General features: G+C 73.9%; 12 protein-coding genes and 1 pseudogene. 9 read left to right on the top strand and 4 right to left on the bottom strand.

Annotation, left to right across the window (positions count from 1 at the left end; translation table 11 throughout):
• Positions 1 to 56 precede the first annotated feature (56 nt).
• Positions 57 to 1,625 (top strand): carboxylesterase/lipase family protein, encoded by a 1,569-nt coding sequence (locus tag JT362_RS13245; RefSeq protein WP_260191454.1) that lies wholly within the window; start codon positions 57 to 59, stop codon positions 1,623 to 1,625.
• A 37-nt stretch (positions 1,626 to 1,662) separates the two neighbouring features.
• A complete protein-coding gene (locus JT362_RS13240) occupies positions 1,663 to 2,109 on the top strand; it encodes a GNAT family N-acetyltransferase (RefSeq protein WP_260191453.1) in 447 nt (148 codons plus the stop codon).
• Between the two features lie 3 nt (positions 2,110 to 2,112).
• Here the strand turns inward: JT362_RS13240 and JT362_RS13235 are convergent, their stop codons facing one another.
• The 3 genes and pseudogenes from JT362_RS13235 to JT362_RS35755 all read right to left on the bottom strand — a co-directional run.
• A complete protein-coding gene (locus JT362_RS13235) occupies positions 2,113 to 2,466 on the bottom strand; it encodes a DUF1801 domain-containing protein (protein WP_260191452.1) in 354 nt (117 codons plus the stop codon).
• 4 nt (positions 2,467 to 2,470) lie between these two features.
• Complete coding sequence (locus JT362_RS35760; protein ID WP_260191593.1) at positions 2,471 to 2,932, bottom strand: Clp protease N-terminal domain-containing protein; 462 nt, start codon at positions 2,930 to 2,932, stop codon at positions 2,471 to 2,473.
• Positions 2,933 to 2,986: 54 nt separating this feature from the next.
• Positions 2,987 to 3,454: pseudogene (locus tag JT362_RS35755) on the bottom strand (Clp protease N-terminal domain-containing protein); the annotation flags it as partial.
• A gap of 61 nt (positions 3,455 to 3,515) precedes the next feature.
• Here JT362_RS35755 and JT362_RS13220 point away from each other — a divergent pair.
• On the top strand, positions 3,516 to 3,887 hold the full coding sequence (locus JT362_RS13220) for an excisionase (RefSeq protein ID WP_260191451.1): 372 nt from the start codon (positions 3,516 to 3,518) through the stop codon (positions 3,885 to 3,887).
• On the opposite strand, the gene JT362_RS13215 is transcribed toward JT362_RS13220, so the two are convergent.
• Positions 3,870 to 8,498 (bottom strand): ATP-dependent helicase, encoded by a 4,629-nt coding sequence (locus JT362_RS13215; protein ID WP_260191450.1) that lies wholly within the window; start codon positions 8,496 to 8,498, stop codon positions 3,870 to 3,872. The genes JT362_RS13220 and JT362_RS13215 overlap by 18 nt on opposite strands.
• Before the next feature lie 159 nt (positions 8,499 to 8,657).
• Between JT362_RS13215 and JT362_RS13210 the strand changes: the two genes are divergently transcribed.
• The 6 genes from JT362_RS13210 to JT362_RS13185 all read left to right on the top strand — a co-directional run bounded on the left by JT362_RS13210 (position 8,658) and on the right by JT362_RS13185 (position 14,928).
• On the top strand, positions 8,658 to 10,610 hold the full coding sequence (locus JT362_RS13210; RefSeq protein ID WP_260191449.1) for an Hsp70 family protein: 1,953 nt from the start codon (positions 8,658 to 8,660) through the stop codon (positions 10,608 to 10,610).
• The gene (locus JT362_RS13205; RefSeq protein ID WP_260191448.1) at positions 10,610 to 12,382 is read left to right on the top strand and encodes an Hsp70 family protein; all 1,773 of its coding nucleotides are present in this window, start codon (positions 10,610 to 10,612) and stop codon (positions 12,380 to 12,382) included. The genes JT362_RS13210 and JT362_RS13205 overlap by 1 nt, the downstream gene beginning before the upstream one ends.
• Before the next feature lies 1 nt (position 12,383).
• Positions 12,384 to 12,770: a VOC family protein gene (locus tag JT362_RS13200; protein ID WP_260191447.1), complete on the top strand. Its 387-nt coding sequence runs from the start codon at positions 12,384 to 12,386 to the stop codon at positions 12,768 to 12,770.
• Between the two features lie 136 nt (positions 12,771 to 12,906).
• Positions 12,907 to 13,101 (top strand): DUF3046 domain-containing protein, encoded by a 195-nt coding sequence (locus JT362_RS13195; protein WP_260191446.1) that lies wholly within the window; start codon positions 12,907 to 12,909, stop codon positions 13,099 to 13,101.
• A 197-nt stretch (positions 13,102 to 13,298) separates the two neighbouring features.
• Positions 13,299 to 14,348, top strand: coding sequence for a recombinase RecA (gene recA, locus JT362_RS13190; protein WP_260191445.1), 1,050 nt, complete (start codon positions 13,299 to 13,301; stop codon positions 14,346 to 14,348).
• A 4-nt stretch (positions 14,349 to 14,352) separates the two neighbouring features.
• On the top strand, positions 14,353 to 14,928 hold the full coding sequence (locus tag JT362_RS13185) for a regulatory protein RecX (RefSeq protein ID WP_375546487.1): 576 nt from the start codon (positions 14,353 to 14,355) through the stop codon (positions 14,926 to 14,928).
• Positions 14,929 to 14,960: the final 32 nt, after the last annotated feature.

Genomic DNA, 14,960 nt, shown 5'->3' with positions numbered 1-14,960 from the left:
CTCGATTGCCTAAGGCGTTTGTACAGTCCTCGTCGTCAACAACCGGTGGAGGGGACATGAAGAAGATCGGACTCGGCCTGGCGCTCGCCGCGCTCGTCGCGGGCGGTGTCTACGGAACGGCGGCGGCGTTCGGCGAAGCGCCGCCGGCCGGGGACCAGGTGAACGCGGGGAACGTGCTCGTCGACACGACCAGCGGCACGGTGCGCGGCTCGCGTGCCGACGGGGTACGCACCTTCCAGGGCATCCCGTACGCCGCCGCCCCGGTCGGCGAACGACGATGGGCGCCGCCCGCGTCACCGGCCGACTGGACCGGCGTGCGCGACGCGACCAGGCAGGGCAACGCCTGCCCCCAGCCAACGGACCTGCCGATCGCCGCCGAACCGCAGGGCGAGGACTGCCTGAACCTCAACGTCACCGCACCCACCCGCGGCCGGGACCTACCGGTACTGGTGTGGGTCCACGGCGGCAGCCTCGTCTACGGCGCGGGCGACAGCTACGGCGCCGCCGACATGGCGTCCCGAGGTGACGTCGTCGTCGTGACGGTCAACTACCGGCTCGGCACGCTCGGCTTCCTGGCCCACCCGGCGCTGCCCGACTCGGCCAACCTGGGCCTGGCCGACCAGCAGGCCGCGCTGCGCTGGGTGCGGGACAACATCGCCGCGTTCGGCGGCGACCCGGACGACGTCACGCTGGCCGGCCAGTCCGGTGGCGGCTACAGCGTCTGCGCACAGCTGACGTCACCGGCGGCCGAGGGCCTCTTCGACCGGGCGATCATGCAGAGCGCGCCCTGTACCGGCGGCACCACCCACACCCGGGCGGCGGCCGAGCGGCAGGGCCTCGCGGTGGCCGAGGAGGTCGGCTGCGACGACGTGGCGACCGCCGCGCGCTGCCTGCGGGAGACGTCCACCGACGCGCTCGTCGCGGCGGGCGGCAACGCTCACGACGACTTCCACCCGGTCGCCGGCACCCCGCTGCTGCCGCGCGACCCCGCCGCCGCGGTGCGTACCGGCCGGTTCCACCGGGTGCCCGTGCTGGTGGGCGCCAACCACGACGAGGACGGCGGTCGGCTCGGCGGCCTGGAGCTCGTGCCGGGGGCGGAACCGCTGACCGCCGAGGACTACGTGCGCGAGGTGCGGGCGATCGCCGGCCGGCACGCGCACGAGGTGTTCGAGGCGTACCCGCTGTCGGCCTACGGGTCGCCGAGCGAGGCGTTGACCGCGGTGCTCACCGACCGGAACTGGGCCAGGTCCACGTACGACACGCTGCGCGCGTTCTCCCGCCGGGTACCGACGTTCGGCTACGAGTTCGCCGAGCGGGACACGGGGTGGTTCCCCGGCCTGCCGCGTCCGAGCTTCCCGGTTGGCGCGAGTCACATGGCGGAGCTGCCGTACCTGTTCGAGGTCGACTACATCGAGCCGGCCACCCGGACCTACCTGCGCGCCACGATGATCGACTACTGGACCGGCTTCGTCGCCGACGGCGACCCGAACGGCCGCGACGACCTGCCCGGGTGGCCGTCGTTCCGGCGGGGTGAGTACGTGCAGTCCCTGGCCGCCGAGCGCATCGGCCGGACCGACTACCCGGAGGACCACAACTACGTCCTCTGGCGCCGCCTGTCCCGTTGAACGGGTTAACCTGATCTTCGAGCGACCAGGGAGGTTGATGACCATGGCTGCCAGCGGCCGTTCCTCAGCCTGCCCTCTCCCGGTCCGCGCGACGCTGAAGCGCGGTCCGGGGTCCGACGGCGACCAGGTCGTCGCCGGCCTGTTCGCCGAGCACCCGGCCTGGCTCGGGGAGTTCGGCCACCGGCAGCTCGTCGAACGGGCCACCGGCCTCGTGGTCGGGTCGATCGGCCTGTTCTGGCCGCCGACCGACGGCGCCCTCGAACTCGGGTACCGCGTCGTGCTCTCCCGGTGGGGACGTGGTCACGCCACCGAGGCCACCCGCGCGCTGACCGCGTTCGCCCTCACCGCACCCGGTGTGTCCTCGGTCTCCGCCACCGTGGAGCCGGCCGACCTCGCCTCGGTGCGGGTGCTGGAGAAGGCCGGCTTCCGGCTCGCGGGCACCGACGTGCAGCAGGGCACGGCCCGGTACCACCGCACGGCCTGAGCGTCAGCCGATCCTCGCGACGGCGGCGGCGACCAGGGCCGTCAGTTCCGGGCGGTCCAGGTCCGCCTCGTCGTGGATCTTGACGTGGCGGTGGATCTTCCCCGATCCGGCCAGCACGCCGGCCGGGTCGGGGAGGTCCACGCCGCGCGCGAAGCCGATCGTCACGTGGCGGCTGTGCGGGAGCACGGTGAACACCAGGTGCCGATAGCCCGGACCGGTGCCGAGCCCGATGCTGTCGGCGTCGGCGGTGACCACCGCCTCGGGCAGTGCGGCGTGCAGGCGGTCGAACACCGTGCGGGCCAGCGGGCGGATGTCCTCCGCGCAGGTGGACAGCACGGTCTCCGCCGGCTCAGTCACCGGCTCAGTCCTCGGCCGGGGGGTTGTGGCGGCGCAGCCGGTCGTGCAGCACGCGGCGGACCAGCATGGTCGCCCTGCTGACGTCGCGGGTCTCGGCCTCCGCCTCGGGCCGCAGCGACTGGACGAGGGTCAGCAGGGCCTCGTTCGTCTGGGTCCACAGGGGCACGAACCGGCCGGCCAGCGGGCCGGTGGCGCGGATCGGCGCCGTGGTCAGCTCCTGCACCGTCCGCGCGAGCGCCAGCGTCGCCTGGTCGCGGAAGACCAGGTGGACCTCGTCGCCCTCGACCCGGAGCTCCATCTTGCGCGCGGCGGTCTCCTCCGGCGTGGCGTCGGTGGTGGCGTCGGAGTCCATCGCGTCCACCTTGCTGGCGACGGCTTCCGGGTTGACGCCGAGCTGGGCGAGCACGGTGGCGGCCATGCTGCCCTCGGCCCGGATCAACGCCTCCAGGAGGTGGTGGCTGCCCATCGGTGCGTCGCCGGCCAGCGCCTCCGCCGCCGCGACCACCTCGTCCGCCGCCGTGGTGCGCGTCGGCCGCGCGGCGCCCTGCGTCGACTGGCCGGCCAGCATCGCCTTCACCGTCCGCCGGATCTCGCCCAGGTCCGGCACGTGCCTGGCGAGCACCTTCGCCGCGAGGCCGCCGCCCTCGCGTTCCAGGGCCAGCAGGATGTGCTCGGTGCCGATGTAGTTGTGGTGGAGCTGCAACGCCTCCCGCAACGACAGCTCTAGCACCTTCTTCGCTCGCGGGGTGAACGGCGCGCGTCCCGACGGGTCCTCCGCGCCGGTGCCGACGACCTCCTCGATGTCCGCCCGCACCTGCTCGGCGCTGATGCCGAGCTGTCGCAGCGCGTGCGCGCCGATCCCGGTGGGCACGGCGAGCAGACCGAGCAGCAGGTGCTCGGTGCCGATCCGGTTGTGCCGCAGGCCGCGGGCTTCCTGCTGGGCCTGGACGACGACGTTGCGGCTGTCCTCGGTGAGGCGCTCGAACATGTACTCATGCTCGACCTGCGCACAAAGCCTGTCAATACCATGTCAGTGATAGGGTATCCAGGTGACGACCTCGGACTGGGACGACCGCGTCGCCCGCTGGCAGGACGAGCTGGAGCTGTTCGCGCAGCTGGCCGACACCCCCTGGGTCACCCTCGCCAGGGCCGAGCAGGAGACCGGGGTCTCCCGCTCCGCCCTGCGCTCCTGGTACCGCACCGGCGAGATCCGCTCCCGCCTGGTCGACGGCCCCAACGGACCACAGCGCCTGGTGCCGCTCGACGCCGTGGTCGAACGGGCCGCCCGCTCACCCCGGATCCAGCGCCGCGCCGAACGCGAACTCGGCCTCGAAGCCCAGGTGACCCTGCTGCGCAGCCGCGTCGACCAACTCGAACTCCGCCTCGCCGCGCTGGAGAACGGTTCAGGCGCGCAGGCGTAGCCCGTTGGGCGTTGCGCGGAAGCCGGCGTCGCGCAGGATGGCGGACAGGTTCGAGGTCAACGCGACCTCGCCGTCCGCCTTCCGCACCGCCAACTGCCCGAGCCAGCCCTCGCGCACCGCCCTGGACAGCGCCTCGGCCGCCGCCCGCAACGCCGCGTCGTCCTCGGTGAACGACAGCAGCGACCGCCCGCCGCGCTCCACGTACAGCGCGGGCTCCCCGTCGACCAGCACGGCGAGCGCCCCGGCCTTGCGCCCCGGCCGGTGCTTCCCGTCCCCGACCGGGTCCGGCCACGGCAACGCCGCCCCGTACGGCTGCGCCGGATCGGCCGCCGCCAGCACCCTGGCCACCAGGTCCGCACCCGGCGCGGGCGTGCCGTCGGACCGGGACAGCGCACGCAGCCGGTCCACCGCCCCCCGGGCCGCGAACTGCGCCGCGCCGAGCCCCTCCACCACGTAACCGCGCACGATCTGCCCCGACTCCTCCATCGCGCGCAGCACCTTGTACACCCCGCTGAACCCGCCCGACACCCGCTCGGTGTCCAGCGCACCCCTGGTCAGCACCCCGTGCCGCTCCAGGAACGACTCCGCGCGGGCGTGCGCGCGCCGCGTCGGATCCAGCTCGCGCGGCGTGACCAGCGACCACCGCCCCGCCGCCGTCGGCGGTCCGGTCCGGCTCGGCATCGCCGGCCGGGCCCCGCGCAGCCGCGCGTACCGCCCACGCGGCGCGGACGCGCGCGGCTTGTGCGCCGCCCCGCGCCCGGCCACCAGCGCACGCAGCGGCGCGATCGTGTCGTTGGTGACCAGTCCCGCCCACACCAGGTCCCACAACGCCGCGACGACCTCCGCGTCCGCCGGGACCTCCGCGCCGCCGTCCACCAGCGCCGCGCCCACCCGCTCGGCGAGCTGCCGGAAGAACAACGCGCCTCCGTCCATCGCCGCCAGCACCGCCGTGTGCAGCGGCGTGTCCGGCACCGCCTCCTCCACGTCCGGCAGCAGCAGGTCGGCGACGTCCGTCGGGGCCACCGCGACCCAGCCGTCGCCGCCCGCGAGCGCACCCGTGCCGCACCAGGTGACCTCGCCGGCCGTGGTCAGCTCGTCCAGCAGCGCCGGGGTGTACCCGGGCAGCCGCGACGGCAGGACCAGCGACTCCAGCGCGCTCGCCGGCAGCGGCGCCCCCGCCAGCTGCTCCACCACCGACAGCACGTCCTCGGCGCTCGGCGCCGCCCGCAACCGCTTGCCCACCCCGTGCCACACCGGCAGGAACCGGCCCAACGCCGCCGGCTCCACCGGCTCCACCTCGGCTCGCAGCCGGGCCAGCGACGCCCGCCGCAGCCGCCGCAGCACGTCGGCGTCGCAGTACTCCATGTGCGTCCCGCCCGGCCGCAGCTCCCCGCGCACCATCCGGCCGGTGCCGACCATCCGCTCCAGCACGCCGGTGACCACCGCGACCCCCAGCCCGAACCGCTCCGCCGCCACCGTGGCCGGGAACGGCCCGTGCGTCCGCGCGTACCGGGACAGCAGGTCACCCAGCGGGTCGGCGACCGGCTCGGTGAACGCCTCCGGCACCCCGACCGGCAGCGCCGTGCCCAGCGCGTCCCGCAGCCGCCCGGCGTCCTCGACGATCGCGAACCGCTCCTCGCCGGCGATCCGCACCCGGATGATCCGCCGCTGCCGCTCCAGCTCCGCCAGCCACTCCGGCCGCACCCCCCGCGCCCGCGCCTCCGCCGCCGACAGGTCACCCAGGAACCGCAGCAGGTCGGCCGCGTCCTCGGCGTGCCGGGCCGCCCGCTCCGGCTCCAGCCGCTGCAGCGACCGCTCCACCTCGGCCAGCACCTCGACGTCCAGCAGCTCCCGGATCGCCTCCGAGCCCAGCAGCTCCGCGAGCAGCGAGCTGTCCAGCGACAACGCCGCCGCCCGCCGCTCCGCCAGCGGCTGGTCGGCGTCGTAGAGGAACATGCCCGCGTACCCGAACAGCAGGCTCCGCGCGAACGGCGACGCCGACGGCGTCTCCACCTCCACCACCCGCACCCGCCGCGCCCGCACGTCGGCCATCAGCTCCCGCAGGCCGTCCACGTCGTACACGTCCCGCAGGCACTCCCGCATGGCCTCCAGCACCACCGGGAACCGCTCGTACTTCGCCGCCACCGACAGCAGCTGCGCCGACCGCTGCCGCTGCCGCCACAGCGGGGTCCGCCGGCGAGGATCACGCCGGGGGAGCAGCAGCGAGCGCGCCGCGCACTCCCGGAACCGCGAGGCGAACAGCGCCGAGCCGCCCACCTCCGCGACCACGATCTGCTCCACCTCCTCCGGGTCGAGCAGCACGTCCTCCGCGTTCGCCACCACCTCGCGGCCCTCGTCGTCGACCGTGTCCGCCAGCTGGATCACGATGCCGTCGTCGGAGTGGGCCACCCGGCCCTCGACCCCGCGCCGCTCCCGCAGCCGCGCGCCGATCGCCAGCGCCCACGGCGCGTTGACCTGCGCCCCGAACGGCGAGTGCACCACCAGCCGCCAGTCGCCAAGCTCGTCGCGGAACCGCTCCACCAGCACCGTGCGGTCGTCCGGCACGTGCCGGGTGGCCGCCTTCTGCTCCGCCAGGTACGCGATCAGGTTGTTCGCCGCCAGCGGGTCCAGCCCCGCGTCGCCGGCCCGCGCCCGCGCCGCCGGCTCGGCCATGCCGGACACCTCGCGCAGGAACCGCCCCAGCGCGCGCCCCAGCTCCAGCGGCCGCCCCGGCGAGTCGCCCTTCCAGAACGGCATCCGCGCCGGCTCGCCCGGCGCCGGCACCGCGATCACCCGGTCGTGGGTGATGTCCTCGATCCGCCACGCCGACGTGCCGAGCAGGAACGTGTCGCCCACCCGCGACTCGTACACCATCTCCTCGTCCAGCTCGCCCACCCGCGAACCGGGCCCGCTCTCGCCCGGCGGCGTCATCACGGTGAACAGGCCACGGTCGGGGATGGTGCCGCCCGAGGTGACCGCCAACCGCTGCGCCCCCGGCCGACCGCGCAGCTCCCCGTTGATCCGGTCCCAGGTGATCCTCGGCCGCAGCTCGCCGAACTCCTCGCTCGGGTACCGCCCGGCCAGCATGTCCAGCACCGAGTGCAGCGCGTTGTCCGGCAGCCCCGCGAACGGCGCCGCCCGGCGCACCACCGCCGCCAGCTCCTCGACCGGCCACGGCTCCAGCGCCACCATCGCCACCACCTGCTGGGCCAGCACGTCCAGCGGGTTGCGCGGGTACCGCATCGACTCGATGGCGCCCTCGGCCATCCGCTCCGCCACCACCGCGCACGACACCAGGTCACCGCGGAACTTCGGGAACATCACCCCGCGCGACACCGCCCCCACCTGGTGCCCCGCCCGGCCGATCCGCTGCATGCCGGACGCCACCGAAGGCGGCGCCTCGATCTGCACCACCAGGTCGACCGCGCCCATGTCGATGCCCAGCTCCAACGACGACGTGGCCACCACGCACGGCAGGCGCCCCGACTTGAGGTCCTCCTCCACCGAGGTCCGCTGCTCCCGCGACATCGAGCCGTGATGCGCCCTGGCCACCGTCGGGTTCGCCACCCCCGCCGCCCAGCCCGACTCCGCGATCGCCTCCGCCGGGAACCGCCCCACGTCGGCCGGGTACACCGCACGCTCGGTGGTCTGCTCACTGGCCAGCTCGTTCAGCCGCGACGTCAGCCGCTCCGCCTGCCGCCGCGAGTTCGTGAACACGATCGTCGACCGGTGCTCGCGGACCAGCTGCAGCACCCGCTCCTCGACCGCCGGCCAGATCGACGGCCGGCGCGGCGGCTCCGGATCGTCCGGGTCGAGATCCGGGTCCGGTGTGCGGGGCCCGTCCGGCGGTGGCCGGGTGTCCAGCTCGGTCATGTCCTCGACCGGCACCACCACCCGCATCTCGATCGTCTTGCCGATCGACGGCGCCACCACCGTGACCGGCCGGGGCCCGGCCAGGAACGAGCTCACCTCGTCGATCGGCCGCACCGTCGCGGACAGCCCGATCCGCTGCGCCGGCGCCGGCAGCAGCTCGTCGAGCCGCTCCAGCGACAACGCCAGGTGCGCCCCGCGCTTGGTGCCGACCACCGCGTGCACCTCGTCCACGATCACCGTCTCCACGCCGCGCAGCGACTCCCGCGCCGCGGACGTGAGCAGCAGGAACAGCGACTCCGGTGTGGTCACCAGCACGTCCGGCGGCGTGCGGGCGAACGCGCGCCGCTCCTCGGCCGGCGTGTCCCCGGTGCGCATGCCCACCGTGATCCCCGGCTCGCCGAGCCCGAGACGGTGCATCGCCTGCCCGATGCCGGCCAGCGGCGCCCGCAGGTTCCGCTGCACGTCCACCGCCAACGCCTTCAGCGGCGACACGTACAGCACCCGGCACCGCCGCGTCCGCTCGGCCGGCCGGGGGCTCGACGCCAGCCGGTCGAGCGCCCACAGGAACGCCGCCAGCGTCTTGCCCGACCCCGTCGGCGCCACCACCAACGCGTGCTCACCCGCCGCGGCCGCCCGCCACGCACCGGCCTGCGCACCGGTCGGCGCGGCGAACGCGCCGGTGAACCACTGCCTGGTCGCCGGCGAGAACAGCTCGAGCACGTCGTCGGAGGAACTCACCAGACCATCATGACCCCACCCACCGACAGTTTCCCGAACAGCACCTCGTCACGTTTCGTAGCGCATCCGCGACACAGTGACGGATGTGCGGGACCCGTCCCACCGCTTCGGCCCCGCATGGCAGCATCTTCCCCACATGACGGGGACGAGGGGAGAGACGTGAACGTCCTGTCGGTGGACCTCGGCACCTCCAACACGGTCGCCGTGCTGGCCGCCTACGGCCGGCCCCCGCGGGTGGTCGACGTGGACGGAGCGTCGATGATGCCGTCCGCGGTGTTCGCCGCCGAGGACGGGAACCTGGTCGTCGGCCGGGACGCCGAACGGCGCGCCCGACTCGACCCGGCCCGGTTCGAGCCCAACCCGAAACGGCGCGTCGACGAGGGCACCCTGCTGCTCGGTGACCAGGTCGTGCCGGTCACCGACGCGCTCGCCGGCGTGCTCCGCCGCGTCGCCGACGAGACCTCCCGCCAGCTCGGCGGCGGCAAGCCGGACGAGGTGCGGCTGACCCACCCCGCCCAGTGGGGCCCGGTCCGGCGCAACGTGCTGCTGTCCGCCGCCCGCCAGGCCGGCATGGGCGCCAACCTGGTGCTCGTCCCCGAACCGGTCGCGGCCGCCGCGCACTTCGCCTCCTTCCCCGGCCAGACCCTCGCGCCCAACCAGGCGCTCGCCGTCTACGACCTCGGCGCCGGCACGTTCGACGTCGCCATCGTCGGCGCCACCCAGAAGGGCTTCGTCGTCCTCGCGGAGGCGGGTCTGCCCGACCTCGGCGGCCTCGACGTCGACCAGGCCCTGCTCGAACACGTCGGCCGCCAGGTCTCGCACCGCGAACCGGGCCGCTGGCAGAGCCTCCTGCGCCCGGTGTCCACCGCCGACCGCCGTGCCCAGCGGGCGCTGCGCGAGGACGTCAAGGCCGCCAAGGAGTCGCTGTCCCGGCACCCGCAGACCGAGGTGCCGCTGCCGGAACCGTTCGACGACGTGCTGGTCACCCGGGTCGAGCTGGAGGCGCTGATCCGCCCCGGTCTGCTGCGCAGCGTCGAACTCCTCGCCGGCACCATCCGCTCCACCGGCATGACCGCCGACCGGCTCGTCGGCATCTACCTGGTCGGCGGCTCCAGCCGGATCCCGCTGATCGCCACCCTCATCGCCGAGCAGCTCAAGGTCGTGCCCACCTCGCTCGACCAGCCGGAGACCGCCGTCGCCCTCGGCGCCCACCACGTGCCCCGCGACGGCGCCACCATGCGCACCAGCGACATCAGCAACACCATCGAGGACGTCCAGCGCACCGCCAAGGTCGTCCCCCCGCCGGCCGCGTTCGCCGCGCCACCCACCGGCGCCACCCCGGCACAGAACCCGTTCCCGGCCAGCGGCCCCCAGCGCGTGCCGACCGGTCCGCCGTCCGGTCCCCAACAGCTGCCGCCCCGCCCGCCGACCGGGCCGACCCCCGCCTTCGGCCCGCCGCCCCCGCAGCCCGCCGCGACGGGGTCGAACAACAAGCCCTGGTACATCGCCACCGCGGTGGTCGCGGTCGTCGTGGTCGCGGTGGTCAGCATCCTCATCGCCACCTCCGGCGGCGGCGAGGGCGAGGGCGACACCGCGGCCGGCGCCTGCTCCGACCGCAAACCAGACGACCAGGGCTTCAGCCCGTGCATGCGCGACCTCGCCGGTTCCGTGCCGGAGCACAACGACTGCCAGGAGGGCGCGACCAACCCGATGGGCGGGGGGAACCTCGAGACCCCCGGCGCGACCGTGGCCTCCTGCACCATGCAGGACGACTACACGGTCATGTACATGCACTTCGGCTCCTCGGAGAACGCCGACGGCAGCGAGCGGTCGGGCGTGGACAACGCCAAGACCTACGTCGACACGTTCAACCAGCAGTTCGAGAACCTCGGCATGGGCACCGACCCGACGAAGGGCGACTGGGACGGCAACGGGCTCAACGGCACCTACACCGCGTACGAGGCGGGCGGCGCCGGTGTGCTGCTCTTCCAGGTCGACGACGCCCCGCTGCTCGGCGTGCTCATGCGCGTCGACCTGACCAGCAGCGGCGGCGGCTCGCTCACCGACTTCTACGACGAACACGTCAAGCCGGGCAGCGACGGAGGGGCCTAGTGACCGTCCTGTCGGTCGATCTGGGCACGTCCAACACCGTCGCCGTCCTCGCCGCACACGGCCGCCCGCCCAGAGTGGTCGAGGTCGACGGCTCCGCGACCATGCCCTCCGCGCTGTTCGCCGACGACGACGGCGGTCTCGTCGTCGGCCGGGACGCCGAGCGCCGCGCCCGACTCGACCCCGCGCGGTTCGAGCCCAACCCGAAACGGCGGGTCGACGAGGGCACCCTGCTGCTCGGGGACAAGGTCGTGCCGGTCACCGACGCGTTCGCCGCCGTCCTGCGCCGGGTGGCCGACGAGACCTCCCGCCAGCTCGGCGGGGCCAAACCCGACGAGGTGCGGCTCACCCACCCCGCCCAGTGGGGCCCGGTGCGCCGCAACGTCCTGCTCGCCGCCGCCCGGCTGGCTGGCCTCGGCCCGAACCTGGTGCTCGTACCGGAACCGGTCGCGGCCGCAGCGCACTTCGCCTCCTTCCCCGGTCAGGCGCTCGCGCCCAACCAGGCCATCGCCGTCTACGACCTGGGTGCCGGCACGTTCGACGTCGCCATCGTCGGCGCCACCCAGACCGGGTTCGCCGTGCTCGCCGAGGCGGGCCTGCCGGACCTCGGCGGCCTCGACGTCGACCAGGCCCTGCTCGAACACGTCGGTCGCCAGGTCTCGCACCGCGAGCCCGGCCGCTGGCAGGCGATGCTGCGGCCGGAGACCACCGCCGACCGGCGCGCCCAGCGTGCGCTGCGCGAGGACGTCAAGGCCGCCAAGGAGTCGCTGTCCCGGCACCCGCAGACCGAGGTGCCGCTGCCCGAGCCGTTCCCGGACGTGCTCGTCACCCGCGCCGAACTGGAGGCGCTGATCCGGCCAAGCCTGCTGCGCAGCGTCGAGCTGCTGGCCGGCACCGTGCGCACCACGGGCCTGTCCCCGGACCGGCTCGCCGGCATCTACCTGGTCGGCGGTTCGAGCCGGATCCCGCTGGTGGCGACCCTGATCGCCGAACAGCTGAACGTCGTGCCGACCTCGCTCGACCAGCCGGAGACCGCCGTCGCCCTCGGCGCGCACCACGTGTCGCAGGAAGGCATGAGCATGCGCACCCGCGACATCGGCGGCATGCCGGCGCCGCCACCGCAGCTGCCGCCCCCGGCCACGCCGACCGGCCCGCCCACCCCGCCGACACCCCGGCCACCCCTCGCGTACCCGACGACCCCGCAACCCGCCCCGCAACCCCCGGCTCGCCCCCGGCGCAACCGGGCACTGCTCGGCGTCGCCGCCGTCGTGGTGGTCGCGGCCGTCGCCGTGGCAGCCGTGTTCCTGCTCCGCCCGGACAGCGACCTGCCCACCGCGGAGAGCTGCCAGCAGAAGGGCGAGACCGACGAGAACGGGTTCAGCTCATGCCTGCGCCAGCTCGCCGGCCAGGTCGCCGACACCGAAGAGTGCCAGCCGGCGGGCGACGACTCCAACGCGGACGTGGTGTGCGCGCTGCCGGAGGACTACCGGGTCAACTACGCCCACGTGGCGTCGGTGGACGACGCCAGCCAGGTGGCGAACGCCCAGCTCGGCAGCATGAACGAGGGCGAGCACGTGACGGCGCGGTGGCGCGGCAACGGCCTCGACGGCAGCTACCGGGCCGGGGTCAGCGGTGGCACCGGCGTGCTGGTGTTCACCGTCGAGGACCGGCCGCTGGTCGGCTGGCTCACCAAGACCGACCTGCGCGCCGGCGACGACTTCACCCCGGACGTGCTGGCGGACTTCTTCGAGGCCAGCGTCCAGCCAGGAACCTGACGTGCCACACCTCGGACTGGTGACGCTCGTCGTCCGCGACTACGACGAGGCGATCGAGTTCTACACCCGCGCGGTCGGGTTCGAGCTGCGCGAGGACACCCCGCTGGGCGACGGCAAACGTTGGGTCGTGGTCGCCCCGCCCGGTGCCCGGGAGACCGGCGTCCTGCTCGCCAGGGCCGTGGGGGCGGCGCAGGAGGCCCGCGTCGGCGACCAGACCGGCGGACGGGTCGGCCTGTTCCTGCACACCGACGACTTCGCCCGCGACCACGCCAGGATGCTGGCCAACGGCGTGCGCTTCGACGAGCAGCCGCGCCGGGAGCCGTACGGCACGGTCGCGGTGTTCCGGGACCTCCACGGCAACGCCTGGGACCTGATCCAGCCCGCCTAGCGGCGGTTCCGCAGCGCCCGGATGCCGAGCACGATCGAGGTCACCAGCACCGCGATGATCGCGATGTCGAGCAGGATGGCCTCGAGGCTGGTCGGCTGCATGCCCGGGATTCTCCAGGTCTCGTAGGCTGGTGTCGATGCGTATCACCGTCTTCCGCAAGATGATGGCCGACGAGTTCGGCGAGATCCGGGCCGACGTGCTGGCCCGCGACCACGTGTTCGGCGTACTGGGTGGCCGCACGGTCGACCAGGCCCTGGAGGCCGGCGTGCCAACCAAGGAGATCTGGCGCGCCGTGTGCGACGCGTTCGAGGTCCCGCCGGACCGCCGCTGAAGCCCCTGATCCGAGCCGGCGCATCATACGCCCCGGCGTGTCGCGTGAGCCTCGAACAAGCGTTCGGCTAGCCTGGTTGTCCACAACCGGGTCGACTGTCCACAGGCCGCCGCCCGCGGCCCGAAATTGTCGCCCCTTCCAGATAGCGTCGAAGCGTGAGTTCGAAACGGCCTCGAAGCAACCAAGGTGGATCCCAGATGGCACCAGCAGCACCCGATCGCGCGAAGGCGCTCGACCTGGCCCTCGCGCAGATCGACAAGAACTTCGGCAAAGGCTCGGTCATGCGCCTCGGCGACGAGAGCCGGGCACCGATCGAGATCATCCCGACCGGCTCCATCGCCCTGGACGTGGCGCTGGGCATCGGCGGCCTGCCCCGCGGCCGCGTGGTGGAGATCTACGGCCCGGAGTCGTCCGGTAAGACGTCGCTGGCCCTGCACGCGGTGGCCAACGCGCAGAAGGCGGGCGGCATCGCCGCGTTCATCGACGCCGAGCACGCGCTCGACCCCGAGTACGCGAAGGCCCTCGGCGTCGACACCGACGCGCTCCTGGTCTCCCAGCCCGACACCGGTGAGCAGGCACTGGAGATCGCGGACATGCTCATCCGCTCCGGCGCCCTCGACATCCTCGTCATCGACTCGGTCGCCGCGCTCGTCCCCCGCGCCGAGATCGAGGGCGAGATGGGTGACAACCACGTCGGCCTCCAGGCCCGCCTGATGAGCCAGGCCCTCCGCAAGATCGCCGGCGCCCTGAGCAGCTCCGGCACCACCGCGATCTTCATCAACCAGCTCCGCGAGAAGATCGGCGTCATGTTCGGCTCGCCGGAGACGACGACCGGTGGCAAGGCGCTGAAGTTCTACGCGTCGGTCCGGCTCGACGTGCGGCGGATCGAGACGCTCAAGGACGGTGGCGAGCCGGTCGGCAACCGTACCCGGGTCAAGGTCGTCAAGAACAAGGTCGCGCCGCCGTTCAAGCAGGCGGAGTTCGACATCCTGTACGGCAAGGGCGTGTCCCGCGAGGGCTCGCTCATCGACATGGGCGTCGAGCAGGGCATCCTGCGCAAGTCCGGTGCCTGGTACACCTACGAGGGCGACCAGCTCGGCCAGGGCAAGGAGAACGCGCGGAAGTTCCTGCGCGACAACCCCGACGTCGCCAACGAGATCGAGAAGCGGATCAAGGACAAGCTGGGCATCGGCGCCAAGCTCGACGCGGAGTCGGAGCAGCCGGCTCCGGCACCGGTCGACTTCTAGGCCCGTGGCCACCCCGCGCCGCCGGAGGACGAGCGGCGACGACTCGTCCTCCGGTAAGGCCCCCGAGCGGCCCGCGTCTCCCGAGGAGCAGGCCCAGCGGGCGAAGGACACCTGCCTGCGCCTGTTGACCGCCCGCCCGCGCACCCGGGCGGAACTGCGCCAGGCGTTGCTGCGCAAGGAGGTCCCCGAGGACATCGCCGACCAGGTGCTCGGCCGCCTCGACGAGGTGGGCCTGATCGACGACGCCGCCTTCGCCGAGGTGTGGGTGCGCTCCCGCCACACCTACCAGGGCCTCGGCCGCCGCGCGCTGGCCGTGGAACTGCGCCGCAAGGGCGTCGACGACGAGGTCGCCGCGGAGGCGGTGGCCACAGTGGACCCCGAGGCCGAGGAGGAACGCGCGCGCCAGCTGGTGCGCAAGCGGATCCGCTCCCTGACCACCGCCGACGAGGCCGCCCGCATCCGGAAGCTGGTCGGCATGCTCGCCCGTCGCGGCTACCCCGAGGGTCTGGCCTTCCGTGTCGTCCGCGACGAGCTGCGGGCCGCGGGGGAGGAGACCGACCTCCTCGACGGCCCGCTCTGAACCATCCGCTCCCGGTCTGATGTGGACACGGC

It is taken from the genome of Actinophytocola gossypii (assembly GCF_025165815.1).
GTDB lineage: Bacteria > Actinomycetota > Actinomycetes > Mycobacteriales > Pseudonocardiaceae > Actinophytocola > Actinophytocola gossypii.
The sequence above is the reverse complement of the archived record's forward strand: the minus strand, read 5'-3'. Positions and strand labels throughout refer to the sequence as shown.

Bases quoted from the DNA above. Each gene is read 5' to 3' on its own strand.
- JT362_RS13195 (WP_260191446.1), top strand. From the start codon at position 12,907: ATGCGTATCACCGTCTTCCGCAAGATGATGGCCGACGAGTTCGGCGAG.
- JT362_RS13245 (WP_260191454.1), top strand. From the start codon at position 57: ATGAAGAAGATCGGACTCGGCCTGGCGCTCGCCGCGCTCGTCGCGGGC.
- JT362_RS13240 (WP_260191453.1), top strand. From the start codon at position 1,663: ATGACCATGGCTGCCAGCGGCCGTTCCTCAGCCTGCCCTCTCCCGGTC.
- JT362_RS35760 (WP_260191593.1), bottom strand. From the start codon at position 2,932: ATGGGCAGCCACCACCTCCTGGAGGCGTTGATCCGGGCCGAGGGCAGC.
- recA (WP_260191445.1), top strand. From the start codon at position 13,299: ATGGCACCAGCAGCACCCGATCGCGCGAAGGCGCTCGACCTGGCCCTC.